Annotated in this window: 14 protein-coding genes; 12 read left to right on the top strand and 2 right to left on the bottom strand. The window is 66.6% G+C overall.

Annotation, left to right across the window (positions count from 1 at the left end; genetic code table 11):
- Positions 1 to 6: 6 nt before the first annotated feature.
- The 11 genes from AB2N08_RS03075 to AB2N08_RS03125 are packed head-to-tail and all read left to right on the top strand — an operon-like array spanning position 7 to position 13827.
- On the top strand, positions 7 to 747 hold the full coding sequence (locus AB2N08_RS03075) for a hypothetical protein (RefSeq protein ID WP_367609137.1): 741 nt from the start codon (positions 7 to 9) through the stop codon (positions 745 to 747).
- Positions 744 to 1391 carry a hypothetical protein gene (locus AB2N08_RS03080; protein ID WP_367609138.1) on the top strand — a complete coding sequence of 216 codons (648 nt, stop codon included), beginning with the start codon at positions 744 to 746 and terminating at the stop codon, positions 1389 to 1391. Before AB2N08_RS03075 ends, AB2N08_RS03080 begins: the two co-directional genes overlap by 4 nt.
- A gap of 16 nt (positions 1392 to 1407) precedes the next feature.
- Positions 1408 to 1722 carry a LysM domain-containing protein gene (locus AB2N08_RS03085; protein WP_367609139.1) on the top strand — a complete coding sequence of 105 codons (315 nt, stop codon included), beginning with the start codon at positions 1408 to 1410 and terminating at the stop codon, positions 1720 to 1722.
- Entirely contained in the window at positions 1715 to 2842 is a 1128-nt protein-coding gene (locus AB2N08_RS03090) for a hypothetical protein (protein ID WP_367609140.1), read from the top strand. The genes AB2N08_RS03085 and AB2N08_RS03090 overlap by 8 nt, the downstream gene beginning before the upstream one ends.
- A 28-nt stretch (positions 2843 to 2870) precedes the next feature.
- Positions 2871 to 3410, top strand: a complete 540-nt coding sequence (locus AB2N08_RS03095; protein WP_367609141.1) for a phage baseplate assembly protein V — start codon at positions 2871 to 2873, stop codon at positions 3408 to 3410.
- An 11-nt stretch (positions 3411 to 3421) separates the two neighbouring features.
- The gene (locus AB2N08_RS03100; protein ID WP_367609142.1) at positions 3422 to 3745 is read left to right on the top strand and encodes a hypothetical protein; all 324 of its coding nucleotides are present in this window, start codon (positions 3422 to 3424) and stop codon (positions 3743 to 3745) included.
- A gap of 11 nt (positions 3746 to 3756) precedes the next feature.
- Positions 3757 to 4131, top strand: coding sequence for a GPW/gp25 family protein (locus AB2N08_RS03105; RefSeq protein ID WP_367609143.1), 375 nt, complete (start codon positions 3757 to 3759; stop codon positions 4129 to 4131).
- Positions 4128 to 6716 (top strand): putative baseplate assembly protein, encoded by a 2589-nt coding sequence (locus AB2N08_RS03110; protein ID WP_367609144.1) that lies wholly within the window; start codon positions 4128 to 4130, stop codon positions 6714 to 6716. The genes AB2N08_RS03105 and AB2N08_RS03110 overlap by 4 nt, the downstream gene beginning before the upstream one ends.
- Complete coding sequence (locus tag AB2N08_RS03115) at positions 6713 to 10090, top strand: putative baseplate assembly protein (protein ID WP_367609145.1); 3378 nt, start codon at positions 6713 to 6715, stop codon at positions 10088 to 10090. The genes AB2N08_RS03110 and AB2N08_RS03115 overlap by 4 nt, the downstream gene beginning before the upstream one ends.
- An 11-nt stretch (positions 10091 to 10101) precedes the next feature.
- Positions 10102 to 12360 carry a hypothetical protein gene (locus AB2N08_RS03120; RefSeq protein WP_367609146.1) on the top strand — a complete coding sequence of 753 codons (2259 nt, stop codon included), beginning with the start codon at positions 10102 to 10104 and terminating at the stop codon, positions 12358 to 12360.
- A gap of 3 nt (positions 12361 to 12363) precedes the next feature.
- Positions 12364 to 13827, top strand: coding sequence for a DUF6519 domain-containing protein (locus tag AB2N08_RS03125; protein ID WP_367609147.1), 1464 nt, complete (start codon positions 12364 to 12366; stop codon positions 13825 to 13827).
- A 73-nt stretch (positions 13828 to 13900) separates the two neighbouring features.
- Here AB2N08_RS03125 and AB2N08_RS03130 read toward each other — a convergent pair whose 3' ends face one another.
- Positions 13901 to 14140 (bottom strand): HepT-like ribonuclease domain-containing protein, encoded by a 240-nt coding sequence (locus AB2N08_RS03130; RefSeq protein ID WP_367609436.1) that lies wholly within the window; start codon positions 14138 to 14140, stop codon positions 13901 to 13903.
- Between the two features lie 530 nt (positions 14141 to 14670).
- Here AB2N08_RS03130 and AB2N08_RS03135 point away from each other — a divergent pair.
- A complete protein-coding gene (locus AB2N08_RS03135) occupies positions 14671 to 16818 on the top strand; it encodes an MFS transporter (RefSeq protein WP_367609148.1) in 2148 nt (715 codons plus the stop codon).
- Between the two features lie 493 nt (positions 16819 to 17311).
- On the opposite strand, the gene guaA is transcribed toward AB2N08_RS03135, so the two are convergent.
- Complete coding sequence (guaA, locus tag AB2N08_RS03140; RefSeq protein WP_367609149.1) at positions 17312 to 18922, bottom strand: glutamine-hydrolyzing GMP synthase; 1611 nt, start codon at positions 18920 to 18922, stop codon at positions 17312 to 17314.
- Positions 18923 to 18951 lie beyond the last annotated feature (29 nt).

Raw genomic sequence — 18951 nt, forward strand, 5'->3', positions numbered from 1 at the left:
GCAAAAATGGCCGACACCTTGATGTGGAGAAGCACCTCGCGCTTTCATGACTGGAAGGATGGTGAATTCGTCACCAGACTGATCGGGCGCGCGGTAGACGCCGGAATCATCGAGCGGGTCGATTGGGTAAAGACCACGGTAGTGGGCAAGCGCTGCCCGGTGCAGATCGCCGCTGGGCCGAATTTGGCGGCCGAGCTCTTTGGAAAATTGCGCAAGGGCCCCCGGGTGCAATACCTCGAGGCTGGGGCGGACGGCGAGTTCCCATGGACTCTGCATCTCTTGCTATCGCCGTATGACGAAGTCAGGCAAGTGGTCGACGGAATGGCGGTCTGCGCGCTGCAGTTTGATGGCGCAGGCTTCGCTGAGCCGGCGCCGTCCAAGGTGCTGGCGGAGGCGTTCCGCTCCGTCCACACCCCCGACGATACCGAATACGCCGGAATGCACTGGCTCGATCGCTGGGATGGTTTGAACGACACCGTGTACAACCCGGCAGTGACCTACACACCAATGTTCAGCGGCGTGATGTGGGCAAATTTCTTCGGCCCCGGCCATATCGATCAGTTCGACGAAGCTGTGCTCCACACATTGCCGGCCGGGCACTGTTCATGGGTTGGCGAGCGCGGGCTATTTCTGATCGACGACGCATCATTGGCGGCGATCAGGGAACCGAAGGCAGAGGATCGGCTCGCCGAACTGACCGCGATCTTTCGTTCGGCGCGGCGCAACACGCAGGGGGGGCCGCCGTGAGCGCCGCGCCCATCTCCCCACGCCTGAGGAAGGGCGCCCTGATCGGCGTCGATCTTTTCAACCCGCTCGCCAGCGTGGTGGCGTTCCAGTACAACCCCGACACCATGACGCGCAAGCTCGAGGCGCGCGGCGTCAATGCCGACGGTGAACGCGGCGAGGCGTTCCGGCTTGCGGGGCCGCCCAGGGAGACCATTACCTTGGCGCTCGACATCGATGCGACCGACCAACTGGCCGATGGTAATGCGCTGGCCCTGGCAAGCGGCATCACGCCCACCCTGGCCGCGCTCGAAATGATGCTGTACCCGAAAAGTGCGCTGGTGATTGCAAACAGCATCCTGTCCGCGGTCGGGACGGTCGAGATCTTGCCGGCCGAGGGGCCGATGATCCTGTTCGTGTGGGGGCCGACGCGCGTGCTGCCGGTGCGCCTGGGTTCGCTGTCTATCGTCGAAGAAGCCTACGACGCCAACCTGAATCCGACACGCGCCAAGGTCGACCTGACGCTCAACGTGCTGAGCTACAACGACCTGCAGTTCCTCTCTGCCGGCAACGCGCTGTTCATGGTGCACCAGATCGCCAAGGAGGTCCTGGCGACGGCCAATTTCTTCAACAATGCGTCGGACCTCGGCGCCGTGATCCGCCCTTGAACCCAGGAGAACGTCGATGAACTTTCCCACCAACAGCCGCTACCAGGCCACCGAGACCATGCGCATGACGGCCCCCGGCGGCGCCGAAGTCGTGTTCCTGCAGCGCCGCTTCGTGCCGCAGCCGGAACGGCTGGCGTCCTTGCTGGAGCACCCGGTGGCCGAGGGCGACCGCCTCGACAACCTGGCCGGCCGCTACCTCGGCGACGCCGAGCAGTTCTGGCGTATCTGTGACGCCAACCGCGCGATGCGCCCGCAGCAACTGGTCGAGACCATCGGCCGGCGCCTGACGATCGCGCTGCCCGACGGGGTGCCGGGAGCGCCGCGTGTTTGACGCCGCCCATCTGACGCTGCTGATCGGCCCCTTGCCGGCGCCGCTGCCGGCGCCGTTGCCGCTGACGGAAGCGCTCAAGAGCATCGAGGTGAACTGCTCGCGCGAACGCAGCGGTTTCCAGGTCGCGTTCTCGATGGGAAAGACCTCCCCGCTCCAGCTCGCGCTGCTGCCGGCCGGCTTCTTCGATCCCATGATCACCCGGGTGGTGATCATCATGACCTTCAAGGGCCAGCCGCAGGTGCTGATGGACGGGGTCGTCACGCGCCAGGAAATGCAGCCCGGCAACCAGCCGGAGCAGTCGATGCTCACCCTGACCGGCGAGGACCTGTCCGTGCTGATGGATGTGGTGGAGCTGCCGCTGGCGTTTCCGGCCATGCCCGACAACGTGCGCATCAATGCCATCCTCGCCAAGTACGCGGTGTTCGGCGTGGTGCCGCTGGTGCTGCCGCCGCCGGTGCTCAACGTTGACAGTCCCACCAGCCGCTTCGACGCGCAGAAGGGAACCGACCGCGCCTACATCAAGCAGCTGGCCAGCGAAAGCGGCTACGTGTTCTACCTCGAACCAGGCCCGCTGCCGCTACAAAGCATTGCCTACTTCGGGCCCGACCTGCGCATCCCGGTGCCGCAGCGCGCGCTGAATGTCAACATGGACGCCGACACCAACGTCGAGTCGCTCAGCTTCAGCCTGGACGGCCTGGCCAAGAAGACCACCGTGATGTACATGTACGACCCGGTCACGCGCAAGATCCCGATCCCCTTCCCGGTCCCCGACATCAACCCGCTGCATCCGCCACTCGGCCTGCGCCCGACGCCGCCGGCGCGCATCACCTTTGCCGAGGACACCACGCGCCTGAGCGCGACCGAGGCGGCCAAGCGCGCCTTCGGCATCATGATGCAAAGCGCCGACGCGATCAGCGCGAGCGGCACCCTGAACGTGGCCACCTACGGCGCGGTGCTGCGCGCGCGCATGCTGGTGGGCATGCGCGGCGCCGGCATTGCGTATGACGGCTTCTACTACGTGGACAGTGTCACCCACAGCATCAAGCGCGGCGAATACAAGCAGAACTTCACGCTGTCGCGCGACGGCCTGGTGACGCAGACACCGGTGGTGGTGCCATGAACCGCCCAACTTCCGAGGAAAACCCGCCATGACGACTACCGCCACCGCCGGCCGCTTCATCGGCAAATATCGCGCCACCGTGCTCCAGAACATCGACCCGGAACAGCGCGGGCGCCTGCAGTTGCTCATCCCCGATGTGCTGGGGCCGATGCCGTCGACCTGGGCCGAGGCCTGCGTCCCGCTGGCCGGCCCGACCGGGCCGCCGATGGGCGTGTACATGGTGCCGCCGATCGGCGCCGGCGTGTGGGCCGAATTCGAACAGGGCGACATGAACTATCCGCTGTGGGTCGGATGCCGCTGGGGCGCCTCGTCCGACATCCCGCCGCTGGCGCGCGCCGGCCTGCCCGCCTCGCCCAGCATCGCGCTGCAGACGCTCGGCCAGCACACCGTCCTGATCAGCGACATGCCGCCCACGCCGGCCACCGGCGGCGTCATGCTCAGGAGCGCGACCAACGCCATGCTGGTGGTGAACGACTCCGGGATCTACATCAACAACGGCAAGGGCGCGACCATCACGCTGGTCGGTCCCACCGTTACGATCAACAACGGCGCCCTCGTCGTCACCTGAAGGAGCAAGCGATGCCCGGTTTCCTGGTCCAGGCAGGAGCGCAAGTGCAGTGCGCGCACGGCGGGCAGGCCACGCCCACCGCCCCCAATCCTCGCGTACTGCTCGGCCCTGCGCCCAGCGTGCTGATGGCCACGCCCTACGTGGTGGCCGGGTGCCCGTTCCCGCCGCCGCCAGCCGCCAACGGCCCCTGCGTCAGCGGCCAATGGCTGAGCGGCACCACGCGGGTGCTGTCCAACGGCCAGCCGCTGCTGGTGCAGAGCAGCACCGGCGTGTGCGCGCCCACTGGCACGCCGCTGCTGGTGGTCGTGCCGCAGGCGCGGGTCACCGCCATCTGAAGGAGCGCGCCATGCAGATCGGCTATCCCTTTCACTTCGGCGCCAATGGCCGCACCGCACTGGCCGAGCCGGCCGACCACGTGCGCGACATGATCGAGCTGCTGCTGTTCACCCGGCCCGGCGAGCGCGTCAACCGCCCCGACTTCGGCAGCGGCCTGACGCACGCGATATTTGCGCCGAACAGCCAGGAGTTGGCCGCCGCGCTCGAATTCACCATCCGCGCGGCGCTGCAGCGCTACCTCGGCGACGTCATCGAGGTCCAGGCGCTGACCGTGCAGGCTGACGACGCGGCCTTGCGCGTGGCCGTGCGCTACGCTTTGCGCAGTAGCGGGGAGCGGCGCGAGCAACGCTTCGAGCGCCCCGCCGCGGTTGGAGAATCACCATGAACGGCGCGCCCTCGCTGGGCTGCGCCAGTGACGACCGGCGCCGCGCACTGGTACGCAGGTCCGGCCTGAACGGGTTCGACCACGTCGAAGTCGACTGCGAGCAGACCACGCTGGCGGTCACTTTCCTCGACCACGCGCCCGAGTGGATCAGCGCCGCGCACCTGCGCATCGACGGCGGGCGCGGCGTGCGCATCACCGACCTGCGCGTGGTGCGCAGCGACGACGCGGATCTCGACGACATCATGCTCGTCACGGTCGACCGACCCGGGGACTTTTCCAGTTACCGCCTGTGCGCGTTCGCGCTCGATGCCGCCGGTCGCCCGACTGCCGAGCCGCCCGCCGGTTTCGACCCGCGCTACGCCTGCGTGTGCTTCTCGTTCAAGGGCGACTGCCCCAGCGACCTCGATTGCGGCGCGGACGAGACCTGCGCACCCGAGACGCTCGACGAGCCGGCGCTCGACTACCTGGCCAAAGACTACGCCAGCTTGCGCCGCCTCTTGCTCGACCGTCTGGCACTGCTGCTGCCCGACTGGACCGAGCGCCATGTGCCCGACCTCGGCATCACGCTGGTGGAGCTGCTGGCGTACGTGGGGGACAATCTGAGCTACCACCAGGACGCCGTCGCCACCGAGGCCTACCTCGACACCGCGCGCCTGCGCGTCTCGGTGCGCCGCCACGCGCGGCTGGTCGACTACCTGCTGCATGAAGGCTGCAATGCGCGCGCATGGCTGGCGTTCGAGGTCGACGACGAGGAACTGGTGCTGCAAGCCGCCGATTTCTATGCGATCACCCGCCACCCGCGGCGCGAAGACCCGGTGCTGGCGCAGGCCGACCTGACGGCCAGCACGGCGGCGCCCTGGCTGGCCTTCGAGCCGCGCCTGGCGGCCGGTCAGGCGGCGCTGACCCTGCGCCAGGCGCGCAACCGCATCGCCGTTTATCGCTGGGGCGAGGACGATTGCTGCCTGGCGGCGGGCGCCACTTCCGCGACGCTGCTCGACCCCGGCCACTTGCCCGCGCCAGGCAGGCCGGAACAGCAAGGCACCGCCATCGCGGCCGTGGTCCCGGACGGCCGCTGGCACCGCCTGAAACTCAAGCCGGGCGAGGTGCTGCTGTTCGAAGAACTCGTCGGCCCGCATACCGGCGACCCGGCCGATGCCGATCCGGCGCGGCGCCACGCAGTGCGGCTCACGCGTGCTGCGCCATCCTGGGATCCGCTGACGCGGCGGCTGCTCTGGGAAGTCGAATGGTGCATCGAAGACGCGCTACCGTTCGCGCTGTGCCTGTCGACAGTAGGCGACGCGCCCGGCTGCAAGCCGCTGTCCGACCTGACCATCGCGTGGGGCAACGTGGCGCTGTTCGACCACGGACTGGGGCGCGACGACGACCTCGGCCGGGTGCCTGTGCGCCGCAGTGCTGCACACTGCGAGGAACCCTGCGAGGGCGCCGAAGTCGTCCACCAGCCGGGCCGCTTCCGGCCTGCCCTGCCACGCGCCGACCCGACCTTTGCGACTCCGGCGCCGGCGTGCGTGCCGGGCGTGGCGCCTGGCTGCTGCACGGGTTGCGGCGACGGCGGCGCCGTGCGCGCGCTGCGGCAGGACGCTGGCGCCGCGCTGCCCGAGGTGTGGCTCTCGAGCATACTGCCCGGCGAAACGCCGGACCGCTGGACGGCGCGCCATGACCTGCTCGGCAGCGGTCCGGACGATCGTCATTTTGTCGTCGAGATCGACGACCGGCGGCTGGCCTCGCTGCGTTTCGGCGATGGGCAGTGCGGCCGGGCACCAGTCGCGGGCGAAGCCTTCCATGCCCACTACCGCACCGGCAACGGCGTCGCCGGCAATGTCGGCGCCGATGCGCTGACCCAGCTCGTCTTCATCAGGAATTTCCCCAACGGCTCGGGCCTGCGGGTGCGTAACCCACTGCCGGCCACAGGCGGCGCCGCACCCGAGGACGTCGCCGAAGCCCGATTGCGCGCACCACAGGCGTTCCGCCGCCGGCTCGAGCGCGCAGTGACGGCGGCCGATTACGCCGCCATCGTGATGCGCGACTTCGCCGCCCAGGTCCAGCGCGCGGCGGCGGTAATGCGCGCCAGCGGCGCAGGCACCGTAGTGCAGGTGGCGATCGATGCGCGCGGCCGCGCCGATCCCCCCGCTGACCTGCTGTGCTGCATCGCGGCGCACCTGGAATGTTACCGGCGTATCGGCCACGAAGTGCGCGTGGTGCCAGTGCGCCAGGTCCCGCTCGCAATCGGGCTGCATATCTGCGTCAAGCCCGGATACCTCAGGGGCCACGTCAAGGCGGCACTGCTCGGCGTGCTGGGCGCGGCGCGACCCACTGGCTTCTTTCACCCGGATGCACTCGAGCCCGGCAAGTCCATCAGCGCCAGCCGCATCGTCGCCGCGGCGCAGGCGGTCGCCGGGGTATCCGGGGTACTGCTGGAGCGCTTCGAGCGCCAGTCGGAGGGACCCGACGGCGAGCTGGAAAGCGGCATCCTGCCGATCGGGCCGCTGGAGGTGGCGCGCCTGGACAACGATCCGGTCTTTCCCGGCAATGGGCAACTCGATCTCGACCTGGAGGGTGGACGATGAACAGCACGGCAAAGAATTCGACGTGCGGCTGTGGCTGCGGCGGCCGCGGTTGCGGGTGCTGCGAAGGCATCGCGATATCCACGCCGCAGCCGACCGCGAACCGCCCGGGCCAGGACGCCCTGCGCTACCGGATCGGCACGCATGGCAGCTTCCTGCAGACGATGAAGGCGCGCCTGTCCGGCCACGCGCTCGGGGGCCCGCCGGCAATGCGCCCGCTGGCCGGCCTGCGCACGCGCGAGGGCACCGACCCCGCGATCGCGCTGCTCGACTGCTGGGCCACCGTGGCCGACGTGCTGACGTTTTACCAGGAGCGCATCGCCAACGAAGGCTACCTGCGCACCGCCACCGAGCTGCGTTCGATGTTCGAGCTGGCGCGCCTGGTGGGCTACCGGCCCCGCCCCGGCGTGGCCGCCAGCGTCTACCTGTCGTACACCATCGACGCCAACACCGCGCAGGACATCATCGTGCCGCAAGGATCGCGGGCGCAGACCATCCCGGGGCAGGACGAACAGCCGCAAATATTCGAGACCGTGGAGGACTTGAAAGCACGCGCGGCATGGAACAGGCTGGGTGTGCGCCAGACCGAGCCGCAGCGCTGGGACGCGGCCAGCGATATGCTTTACCTGGCCGGAACCCATACCCTCCTGAAGGCGGGAGACCCGCTGCTGATCTCCGCGGCGGGCGAGGAGCCGCGCCCGTATCGCGTGCTGAAAGTCGAAGAGAATGCGAAAGCGGACCGCACAGCCGTGACAGTCGAGCGCTGGGACACTGCGGCTGCCAAGAAAGAAGTGCGCGCCATGCTGCTCGAGGCCGCCGCCGCCGCGCCACCGGGAAAAAAGGCCGACCAGGTCAAGGGCGCGCTGACCAGACTGCAGGCGATCCACCGCGACGACCTTGCCTTCGCGCCGGCGTTGACAGCGCTGCACGACCTGGTACGGGGCATGCGCGCTACGCTCGAGCGCGACCACCTGCCCGCCCCGAAGCTCAAACCCTGGCTCGCCGACGTCGCCGCGGCGCTCGGGCGCATTCCGGCCGGCACCGCTGCAGCGGCACCGGCAAAAGGCGCCGGGATGGATTTCTCCGACCGCATCGCCCTCCTGAGCATGCCGCCATCCAGGCCACTTGCGGGCGCCCTCCAGCTGCCGCGCAGTCTGTTGTCCGACTTCGACCCGATCGGCGACGCCGGCGTCAAGCTGCTCGGCGCCGTCGCGCCGGCGCTGCGGTCCACGCTGGCGGCGGCGCTGGCCGGTGACCAGGCCGCCAGTCCGGACAATGCGATGCAGGTCTGGGCGCTGCGGCTCAAGGCGGGGCTGTTCGGGCGTACCTTCCCGCGGCGCACGATGGTCCAGTTTGTCTTCAGCGACGGGGAAGCAAGAACCGTTTCCGGTTCGCGGACCGTCGACGGCGGCGAATGGCCGATCGTCACCGGCGTCACCCCGGCCGAAGGCGAACAGCCGCTCGTGATCCACGCCACCGAGGCGACCGACCGCCTGTATCTCGACAACGCCGTGGACGGCATTGCGCCGGAGAGCTGGGTATTCGTCGATACCAGCGGGGTCGATACCGGCGAGTTGCCCGTCGAGAAAGCGCATGCGATGGTCGAGGGCATGCAGCCCTTCCTGGTCGCCAGGGTCGCGCAGGTTTTCCCGAAAGTGGCGCGCGCGGCTTACGGCGGCAGCGGCGACAGCACTGCGATCGACCTTGGCAATCAATCGACGTGGCTGCGCTTTGTCATACGCGACGCTGCCGAGTTCCGAAAACTGGGAGGGATTCCCGAAGTCATCGAGCGCGACTTTTCGCTCATTCGCCGCACCGCCGTGTACGCCAGGAGCGAGCTGCTGCCACTGGCCGAACAGCCGATCACGGCGCCTTTGTGCAGTCATAACGGAAGCACCCAGGTGCGCGGATCCGGCGCGGCGCCGCTGCCGATCGAGCTCGACGGATTGTACGCGGACCTCGAGCCCGGCCGCTTCGTCATCGTCAGCGGCGAGCGCACCGACATTGACGACACCCTCGGTGTATTCGCCACCGAGGCCGCAATGATCACCGCCGTGGTCCACGACGTACGCGCGGCGACGCGCCCGAAGCCGCGCACGCCGCCGGGCAACAAGCGGCAGGCGGAGCAGCAAGCGCTTGCCGGCGACCGCAACCACACCTTCATCTGGCTCGACCAGCCGCTGTCCTACTGCTACCGGCGCGCTACTGTTGCGCTGCTCGGCAACGTGGTCAAGGCGACGCACGGCGAAACCCGCATCGAAGTCCTCGGCAACGGCAACGGCGCAACGCCGCTCCAGCACTTCGCGTTGAAACAGGCACCGCTGACCCATGTTGCGGCGGGCACGGCCAGTGGCGTGGCGAGCACGCTGAGCATCTACGTGAACGATGTGCGCTGGCAGGAGTCGGCCGGATTTCTCGGGCTGGCGCCAACCGATCGCGTGTTCCGGACGCAAACCGACGACACCGGCAAGACCACAATCCAGTTCGGTAACGGGCATGAAGGGGCGCGCCTGCCGACCGGGATCGGCAACGTCAAGGCGATCTACCGCAACGGCATCGGCCGGCCCGGCAACGCCCATCCCGGCCAGATCCAGCAATTGGCCAGCCGGCCGCTCGGGGTCAGGGAGGTGACCAACCCGCTGCGCGCGTCGGGGGGCGCCGATCCGGAGGGCCGCGACCGGCTACGGCGCAACCTTCCGCTGGCCGCCAAGGCGCTCGACCGTCTGGTATCGGCGCCCGACTATGCCGATTTCTCCCGCACCTTCGCCGGCATCGGCAAGGCCGAAGCGACGCGAATCAGCGACGGGCGCCGCAAGGTGGTGCATGTGACGGTGGCCGGCATCGACGATATCCCGGTCGACAGCGATTCGGACCTGCTGCGCAACCTGCGGCGCGCGCTGCGCGACCTGGGCGATCCCTTCCAGCCACTGGCGGTGGCGCCGCGCGAACTGCGCCTGCTGATCGTCAGCGCCGGCCTGCGCATCGATGCGGACCGCTCATGGGAGCCGGTAGTGGCTGCCGTGCGCGCCGCACTGGTGGACGCCTTCGGCTTTGCGCGGCGCGAAGTGGCGCAAGGCACCGCCAGCAGCGAGGTGCTGAGCGTGATCCAGGCGGTACCCGGCGTTGCCTGGGTCGACCTGGATGTCTTCGGCGCGATCGACACCGTCAAGCGCGAGGAGGCCAAAGGCGCGCGCCCCCTCACGCCCGGCGAGACCGCGAACGCCGTCATGGCGGTGGTCGACGCACAAGTCGCGCCGGCAGTGGAGGCCAAGCCGGCGCGGCGCGCCAGCGACGGCAAAACGATCCTGCCGGCGCAGCTCGCGCTACTGAGCGCCGACGTGCCCGAAACCCTGGTGCTGAACCAGCTGAAACCATGAACGGAGCGACCATGCCAACCATTGCCGACCCGGATTACCCGCTTGACCGCCTGTACGCGCTGCTCCCGATGGCAATCCAGACCGCCGACAGCGAGCAGGGCGAACCGCTGCGGGCGCTGTTGCAGGTGATCACCGAGCAGGCCAACCTGCTCGAGTCCGACCTGGTGCAGCTGTACGACAACTGGTTCGTCGAAACCTGCGAACCCTGGGTCCTGCCCTACGTCGCGGACCTGATCGGCCACCGGCCGATCGCGGCGCTTGGTGAGGCGGGACAGGACCCGGCCGCACTGGCACGCAACGCCATCCTGCTGGGCCGGCGCGAGGTCGCCCAGACCCTGCGCTACCGGCGCCGCAAGGGCACGCTTGCGCTGCTTGAACAGCTGGCGCGCGATGTGGGTGGCTGGCCCGCCCGCGCTGTGGAACGTCAAAGGCTGCTGAGCCAAACGGTGTCGCTGCGGCTTGGCCAGCCGGGCCGCAGCGCCGGCGTCGACCTGCGTGACGGCGCCGCCCTGAGGCGGCTCGGCGGCCCATTCGATAGCCTGCCCCATACGCCGGATCTGCGCCGCCTGGCCTCCACGCGCACCCAGGGATTGCACACGCCGGCCGGCGTGGGCGTGTTCTTGTGGCGCCTGAAATCCTACCCGGTCACCCTTGCTCCGGCCACGCCGCTCGAGCGCGGCGCCAGAAACCTCTACACTTTCAGCGTGCTGGGCAACGACACGCCGTTGTTCAACCGTGCGCGCCCGGGAGACGCCGCTGGCTGCGCGCCCACCGGGCTGCTGCAGGTGCCGCATGCGATCGGACGCGCCGAATTTTCAGCGCCGCATCAACCCGGCGCGGGCTTTGCCACCGCGTCGACCGAGTACTACGGCCTCGCGCCGGGCGATGGCAGCGGGCGCGAAGCGCAGAGCGTCGCCATCTGGGCGCCCGGCTGGCCAGACCACAAGGATCCGGCAGACCAGCAGGTGCCCGCGGCGCGCGTGATCTCCGCTGACCTCGACGGATGGAACTACCAGCCGCCTGAAAACCATGTCGCGGTGGACCCGGTGCGCGGACGCATCGCCTTCCCGCTCCACCAATTGCCGAAACGGGTGTGGGTGTCGTACCGGTATGGCTTCAGCGCCGATATGGGAGGGGGCGAATACCGGAGAACCCTGCGCCAGCACGAAGGCGCCAGGGTCGAGCGAGTGACCGGCGTCAAAGCGCTGAAGAAGGCGCTCGAGCATTGGCGCGATGCATCGGAAGGCAACAATGAACCGCAGGCGCCGGCGGACCAGCCGGTGCACGCCGTCATCGAACTTGGCGACAGCGGCGTCTACGAACTCGAGGTCGACATACTGCTCGCCGCGGGCCACACCCTGCAGTTGCGCGCCGCGCAGCGCACCCGTCCCGTACTGCGGCTGACCCACGGCATGCTGATCGCGGGCGGCGCCGGCAGCCGCTTCACGATCGACGGCCTGATGGTGGCCGGCCGGGGTCTCCAGCTTGCCGGTGCGCTCGCCTCGCTCACGGTGCGCCATTCGACCCTGGTACCGGGCTGGTCGCTCGAGCCTGACTGCAATCCGGCCCAGCCGGTCGAACCGAGCATCGAAGTGCTCGACAGCGGCGCGTGCATCGTGATCGGACACAGCATCGTCGGCTCGATCCAGGTCAACAACGACGAAGTGCGCACCGACCCGGTCCAGCTACGCATTTCGGACAGCGTGGTCGACGCCACCGGCGCCGATTGCGACAGTCCCCAATGCGAAGCGATCGGCGCGGCCGGATCGCGCCTCGCTTTCGTGCAACTCCGGGTGGAGCGCAGCACCATCTTCGGCCGCGTGATGACGCACGCGATCGAGCGCGCCGACGACACCCTGTTCATGGGGCGCATCAGCGTCGCACGGCGCCAGGCGGGCTGCATGCGGTTCTGCTACGTCACGCCGGGGTCGCGCACGCCGCGCCGCTTCCAGTGCCAGCCCGACCTGGCGGCAGCCGCCACGGAGCGCGCGGGACGCGACCACGCGGACGACGATGAAGCGATCGAAGCGGCCCGGCAAGAAGAGCAGCGCCGCGTGCGCCCGGTCTTCGACAGCGTGCGATATGGCACGCCGGCCTATTGCCGGCTCGCGCTCGCGTGCGCGCCGGAGATTGTGCGCGGCGCCGAGGATGAATCGGAAATGGGCGTATTCCACGACCTGTACCAGCCACAGCGCGCGGCGAACCTGCGCCAGCGGCTCGACGAGTTTTCGCCGGCCGGCGCCGACAGCGGCATTGTGTATGCAACCTGAACATTGAGGAGAGCCGTCATGAAGGGGGATTTTTCACGCGACAGTTTCAATCGGCTGCGCCACTACACCCGCGTGCTGCAGCAACAGGGGCGGGTCGAACTCGATTCGGACGGCAATGAACGCCAGGCGATCCAGCTGCATTACCTGCGCAGCCTTGCCATGCACGTAATCGGACCGCGAGGCGGCCCCGGGGACAGTTTCAAACTGAACGGCACACCCGTCGCCAGGCCGCTCAAGGGTGACTTCCTGATCGGCAAAGGCGCGTATTACGTCGATGGCTGGCTATGCGAAAACGACGCAGACGTTTACTTTGCCGGACTCGATGGAAGAACCCGGCAACCCTGGTGGCGCCCGGGCGCCGAGATGCTCAAGCCGAACCTGCGCTACCTCGTTTATCTCGATGCCTGGGAACGCCATGTCGGGTCGGCCGAGGTGGACGACGACGACGCGCTGGCTTCGCCGTCCGCTTTGCGCGAAGTGGCGCTGGGAGGACCGGATACGGCCACGCGCGCCCAGGTGGTGTGGCAAGTAAAGGTTGCGCCCGAGGACCCCGATCATACATTCCCGGTGCAGATCGACAAGCCCTCATGGGCCACATGGATGACCGAGCACTGGGACGTGTGGCAGGAGGCGTGGCAGCCGTCAGGGCGCGGACAGCTTAAGGCGCGGGCTGCATCGCCGCCGGCCGCCTCTCAGCCGTGCATCGTATCGCCCGAGTCACGCTACCGTGGTCTGGAGAACCAGCTGTACCGCATCGAGATCCATCGCGGCGGACTGGCGAACGACGCGCAGACCCCGACCTTCGTCTGGTCGCGCGAGAATGGCAGCGTGATCTTCCCAATAGAGCCGGGCAGCAATGGTTCGGCCTCGCTGGTCGAAGGCTGGCGCGATGCGCGCTTCGACCTGGCCATCAACGATGTGGTCGAGCTGAGCGACGAAACGACCGCCCTCTCCGGTCGCGCCGGCCCGCTGCTGCGGGTTACCGGGGTCGATCCCGACAGCTGGGCGATATCGTTCGAAGGAAGCGTCGCAGACATCGAAGGCCCGCACCCAATCCTGCGGCGCTGGGATCACGGGCGCCGCCGCAGTACCGCCGCGGCGCTGGGCAAGCATGTCGATGGCCGGCCCAAAACCGCTGACGACCGCGCACTGCTGGTCGAAGAGGGCCGTTGGCTGGCGATCGAAGATGGCATCGAGATCTGGTTCGAGCCAGCCGACGCAGCCGGAGCGCCGCAACACTACCGCAGCGGAGATTACTGGCTGGTCCCCGCGCGTACGGCGACCGGTAACATCCTGTGGCCGCGTGGCCCCGGCCAGGGGCAGCTTCCCTTGGCGCAGCCACCGCACGGCGTCGAGCATCACTATGCGCCGCTCGGCGTAGCCACGATCGACGTCAACGGCCTGGTGAACTTGTCGGACGAGCCAAGACTCACGTTCAAGTCGCTGGTCGAATTGAGCAATCCGTAGCGGGACGTCGGTGCCGCAAAGCCAAGGATGCCATGACCGGCCCTCCGGAGGTACCCCGAGGGAATATTGTCTCTCACGAATAGCCGTGTGCAAGAGCATTGCGCACCTGGTATGCAAACGTCAAGGGAAGCTCTGGGCGCATTGCCGCGACATCGGGATAATGCTTTGGGATGTTATTGAAGGCTTTGCCGAGTATCTCCAAATTTTGGATAACAGCGTCCTGCGCTGCCGGTCCTTGCTCATACCGGCACGGCCTGCGCGAGCACGGTTGCCCGAAATCTCTGGGATGGACGATGCATCGCTTGTCCCTGATATACGCTAACCAAGCGTCAAAGCTGCTGACACGCTTGTTTCAACACCCCCATTCCCTCGAGTTGCCGTTGTTTTTTCGCAAACAGCCTAGCGAATATTTCAACCATTGGTAGCTTTAAAACCGAAAAACAAAGTAACTTAAATAAAAGTCAAACGTGACCTTCGTATTGACGATGGCCTGCTAGAGGAACCTCATGCGTTCGCTCCCAATGCTGCCCGCGCTTTTCGTGACGCTCCCGACTGCGCCGCCGATGTACCGCGTTCTCTCCAGCAGGCCTGGCAGGACGTCAACGATGACAGCCCAATCTCGCAGCGATTCAATTCCAGCTTCTACTAACCTTTCCGCAACCTGGTTCCAGCACGATTGCTTCCTCAGCGGACTCGAAAAGAACCCACGCGCGCGAGTCGCTGGCAATGTCGATATTCGCATCGTGGGGCTGCCGGCAGTGGACTCGACCAGTGTGTCCCAGCGCCACGCCGTGACGGCGGCAGGCCTGACTCCTTTTTCACTTCTTACCGGAGGGGACCACCATGATCGAAACAGACAACGGGCCTGATGCGGCCGAGACCACCAGCGCGCAGCTTGCTCCGCCGGCCGTACATGAGCCGGGCGCCCTGCCCTTGACGCAAGCGCCCGCTCGCAGCATCACCAAGATCGTGGTGGCCATCCATGGAATCGGCCAGCAGCACCGGAGTGAGACGATCCGCTCGGTGGCGCGTCGCTTTGGCGACAGCTGCAAGCCCGCCATTCCATTGCTCCCGCTCGGGTATTTCAGCATTGCGGGCGGCAGCGATGTACGCTGGAGCCAGCTCGAAACCGATGATCATGACTTGTCTGCGATCGGCTTCGCCGAAGTCTTTTGGGCCGACATCCCGACCGAGCTGGTGCGCTCCAACGATACGCTGGAGGAGACCAAGGCGTGGGTGCGCACGGTGGTCAGCCGCGCCGAGTACCTCTATAACCGCGACGTGAAGAAGCCCGACAAGAATGCCGCGCACCCAACTGATGCCGGCTCCAGCCAGGACACCGCTATAGAAGAGAAGCCGGCTGTGGGCATGGCCGCAAAAGGCATTGACAAGCCGAGCACTGGAAGAGCCGGCCCGCAGGTCAGGCAACTGGACGAATGCGACTTCAGGCAGGGTATCGATGCGGTGGAGACCTTGGCCGAGGGAGTGGCCGTGATCGAGCGCCTGTGCCAACTGGCCACCAGGGTAGGCGCACCCAAGTTCGAAGTCGGCGCGCTGTTGCGCGACTTCGTGGGAGACGTCCAGACCGTTACCGAATTCCCGCAATACCGCAACAAGATCCTGTACCGTTTCCACGCTGTGCTCAATGCGATCGTCACGACCTACCGAGCGCGCTACGGGAACGATCCGGAGATTTACCTGGTCGCACACAGCGAAGGAACCGTGATCAGCATGCTGGCCCTGCTGCAGGCACTTTCTTCGATGGAGCTTGCCGACCCCGAAGGCAAAGGCAAAGTCGAAGATGGCGCCTGGGTCGAACACATGCATGGCTTTATGACGCTGGGCTCGCCGATCGACAAGCACATTGCGCTCTGGCCCGAACTGTGGAAGGAGTTCTCGTTCGTGAAGTCGACAAAAGTCGACGGGCGGGTGCAGATCTGTTCCTCCGGGAAGAACGCCAAACCGGTGATGCTGCGCCAGCGTATCAAGTGGCGTAATTACTTCGACTACGGTGATCCGGTCGGCTTCCGGCTCGACGAGGCGCAACGCTGGCTGACGTCGAAGCACTGTGGCGCCTTCGAGTTCGAACAATTCAAGCACGACCACGGCTACAGCCGCTACTGGTTGCCGGGAAAGGCGCACGTCGACTACTGGAACGATGCGGAGCTGTTCAGGCACTTCATCGACAGCGTCGTGAGAACTCCGGGCGTCCACGCGCCGCCGCCGGCGCCACCGCCAGCTAACAAGCCCTTGCGCGGATTCGTCGCGACTTGCATTCCATACACGATCGCGTTCTTCCTGCACTGGGCAGCCGTGCTGGCATTGCTCGCGGCGTTCTCGGGCAAACCGGTAAAGGAACTGGCGCAGTTTTCCGAGTTCATCGGGCAGGCGTTCGCGCCGGGCATCCTGCTGGCGGCGGTGACCGTGGCGGCGCGCCTCCCGCGCCTGGTCCGGCGCGGGCCTCGCTGGCTGCTAGCCGCCTTCGTGAGCTGGGGAATCGGTGCGCTGGTGACCTGGTTCCTGTTTCCGGCTGGCCTTGCCGCGGAAGTCGGCGAGGCTTACGAGAACCTGGCCGGCACAGTACCGGTAGCGCTCACGCTGGCAGACGCGGGCAAGCTGACGGTGTGCGCCGCCGCCTTGATTGCCGCGCTCGGGGCCTGGCTCGTACCGCGTGCGTATGCGCCGAAGGGTCGGCGCCTGCTGGTGACGAGCGGCTTCCTGCTCAGTTTCGGTATCATCCTGCTCGGGCCTCGCGCAAGCGAGCATGTGAACCTGACCGAATTGCTTGCCTGTCTGCCCTTCGTGTTTCTGTGGTGGCTCGGCATTATCGTGTTCGACCTTGCTTTCGTTTGGCACCGCTATATCCGCAACGCGGTGTGCGTGCGGACGCTACGCGCGTGGCACAACGGAAAGAATGTCGAAGCCGACCCGCTGTTGGGGTTCGGCACCGGGAAGGACCAGATGCCCGATCCGATCCGGGCGCGACTGTAGCCTGCCGGCGTGCAAGAAGATCTCAGTCTGATGCAACTGGCGCCTCTCGCGCTGGTCATGCTGAGGACCCAGGGCAGGTGTGATATCGATCGAAGAGTCGGCCCTGAACGAGCGCAAGAGCAGCAATTGCGTCCAGTCAGGGTTGCGCAACGGGCGCGACTAAAAAGATGTGAACGACGAGCGCTTCCGCGAGCTTTCCGGCATCGAAGCCGGCGTCACGGGGCTGAACTGCGTGGCGCATGTACGGTGCAAGTTCTTCGACCTGTATTCCGCCCAGGCTGCCCCATACCAACTGTACCGTCGCGCCGACCAGCGGCGCAGTGAAAACCACAGACCCGCGGTCGAAAATGCGATCCGCCCATCGCGATCAGCAAGAAGAACAGGCTGTTCGGCGGATCCGATCGGATCGGGCCAATCGGTCCCGAACGCACATCAAGGTTAGCGGATCGTTAGCCAGCTCTTAAACCCTGAAAGGCATTTCTCTTAGGAAATGTCACTCCCACTCGATCGTCGCCGGCGGCTTGCCCGAAATATCGTACACCACCCGATTAATCCCGCGCACCTCATTGATGATGCGATTGCTCACCTTGCCCAGCAGCGAATGCGGCAGATGCGCCCACTGCGCCGTCATGAAGTCGAGCGTCTGCACCGCGCGCAATGCCACCACATACTCATACGTGCGGCCATCGCCCATCACGCCCACCGATTTCACCGGCAGGAACACGGCAAACGCCTGGCTCGTCGCTTCGTACCAGTTGATCGGCGCTTTACCGGCATCGATGCCCGGCACATGCGGCACTTCAAATGGTGTGTTACGCAACTCTTCAATAAAGATCGCATCCGCTTCGCGCAGCAGATCGGCGAACTCTTTCTTCACCTCACCGAGAATACGCACGCCCAGGCCCGGACCTGGGAACGGATGGCGATACACCATGTCATGCGGCAGCCCCAGCGCCACGCCCAGTTTGCGCACCTCATCCTTGAACAATTCGCGCAGCGGCTCGAGCAGTTTCAGGTTCAGCGTCTCTGGCAGGCCGCCCACATTGTGGTGGCTCTTGATCGTCTGGCCTTTCTTACCCTTGCCGGCCGATTCAATGACGTCCGGATAGATTGTGCCCTGCGCCAGCCACTTGGCGTTGGTCAGCTTGCCCGCCTCGACCTGGAACACTTCGACGAACTCGCGGCCGATGATCTTGCGCTTCTGCTCCGGATCGTTCACGCCGGCCAGGTGGCCCATGAACTGGTCTTCGGCATCGACGCGGATGACTTTCACGCCCAGGTTTTTGGCGAACATGTCCATGACCATCTTGCCTTCGTCCTTGCGCAGCAGGCCGTGGTCGACGAACACGCAGGTCAGCTGGTCGCCGATTGCGCGGTGGATCAGCGCAGCAGCCACGCTCGAATCGACGCCGCCCGACAGGCCCAGGATCACGTCGTCGGTGCCGACCTGTTCGCGGATCTTGGCAACGGCTTCGCCGATGTAGTCCGGCATGTTCCAGTCGGATTTGCAGCCGCAGATCTCGTGCACGAAGCGGCCGATGATGGCTTCGCCTTGCGACGTGTGCGTGACTTCCGGGTGAAATTGCAGCGCGTAGAAACGGCGCTCTTCGTCGGCCATCGCGGCCACCGGGCAGCTGTCGGTCGAGCCCATCAGCTTGAAGCCTTCCGGCATCTCGAGCACCTTGTCGCCGTGGCTCATCCAGACCTTGAGCATGCCATGGCCTTCATCGGTGACGAAGTCGTTGATGCCGTTGAGCAGTGCCGTATGGCCACGGGCGCGCACTTCGGCGTAGCCGAATTCGCGCTTGAGGCCGTTTTCGACCTTGCCGCCCAGCTGGGCCGCCATGGTCTGCATGCCGTAGCAGATGCCCAGCACCGGCACGCCGGCTTCGAACACGGCTTGCGGCGCGCGTGGCGAATCGCCTTCGAGCGTCGAATTGTGGCTGCCCGACAGGATGATGCCCGAGGCGCCGTATTCGCGAACGAACTCGTCGCTGACGTCGTAAGGAAAGACTTCGGAGAAGACACCGGCGTCGCGCACGCGGCGGGCGATCAGCTGGGTGACCTGGGAACCGAAATCGAGGATGAGGATTTTCGAATGCATAGGGAGACAGTAGGTGGTGAGCGGTGTGC

The organism is Massilia aurea (assembly GCF_040790145.1).
GTDB lineage: Bacteria > Pseudomonadota > Gammaproteobacteria > Burkholderiales > Burkholderiaceae_D > Telluria > Telluria aurea_C.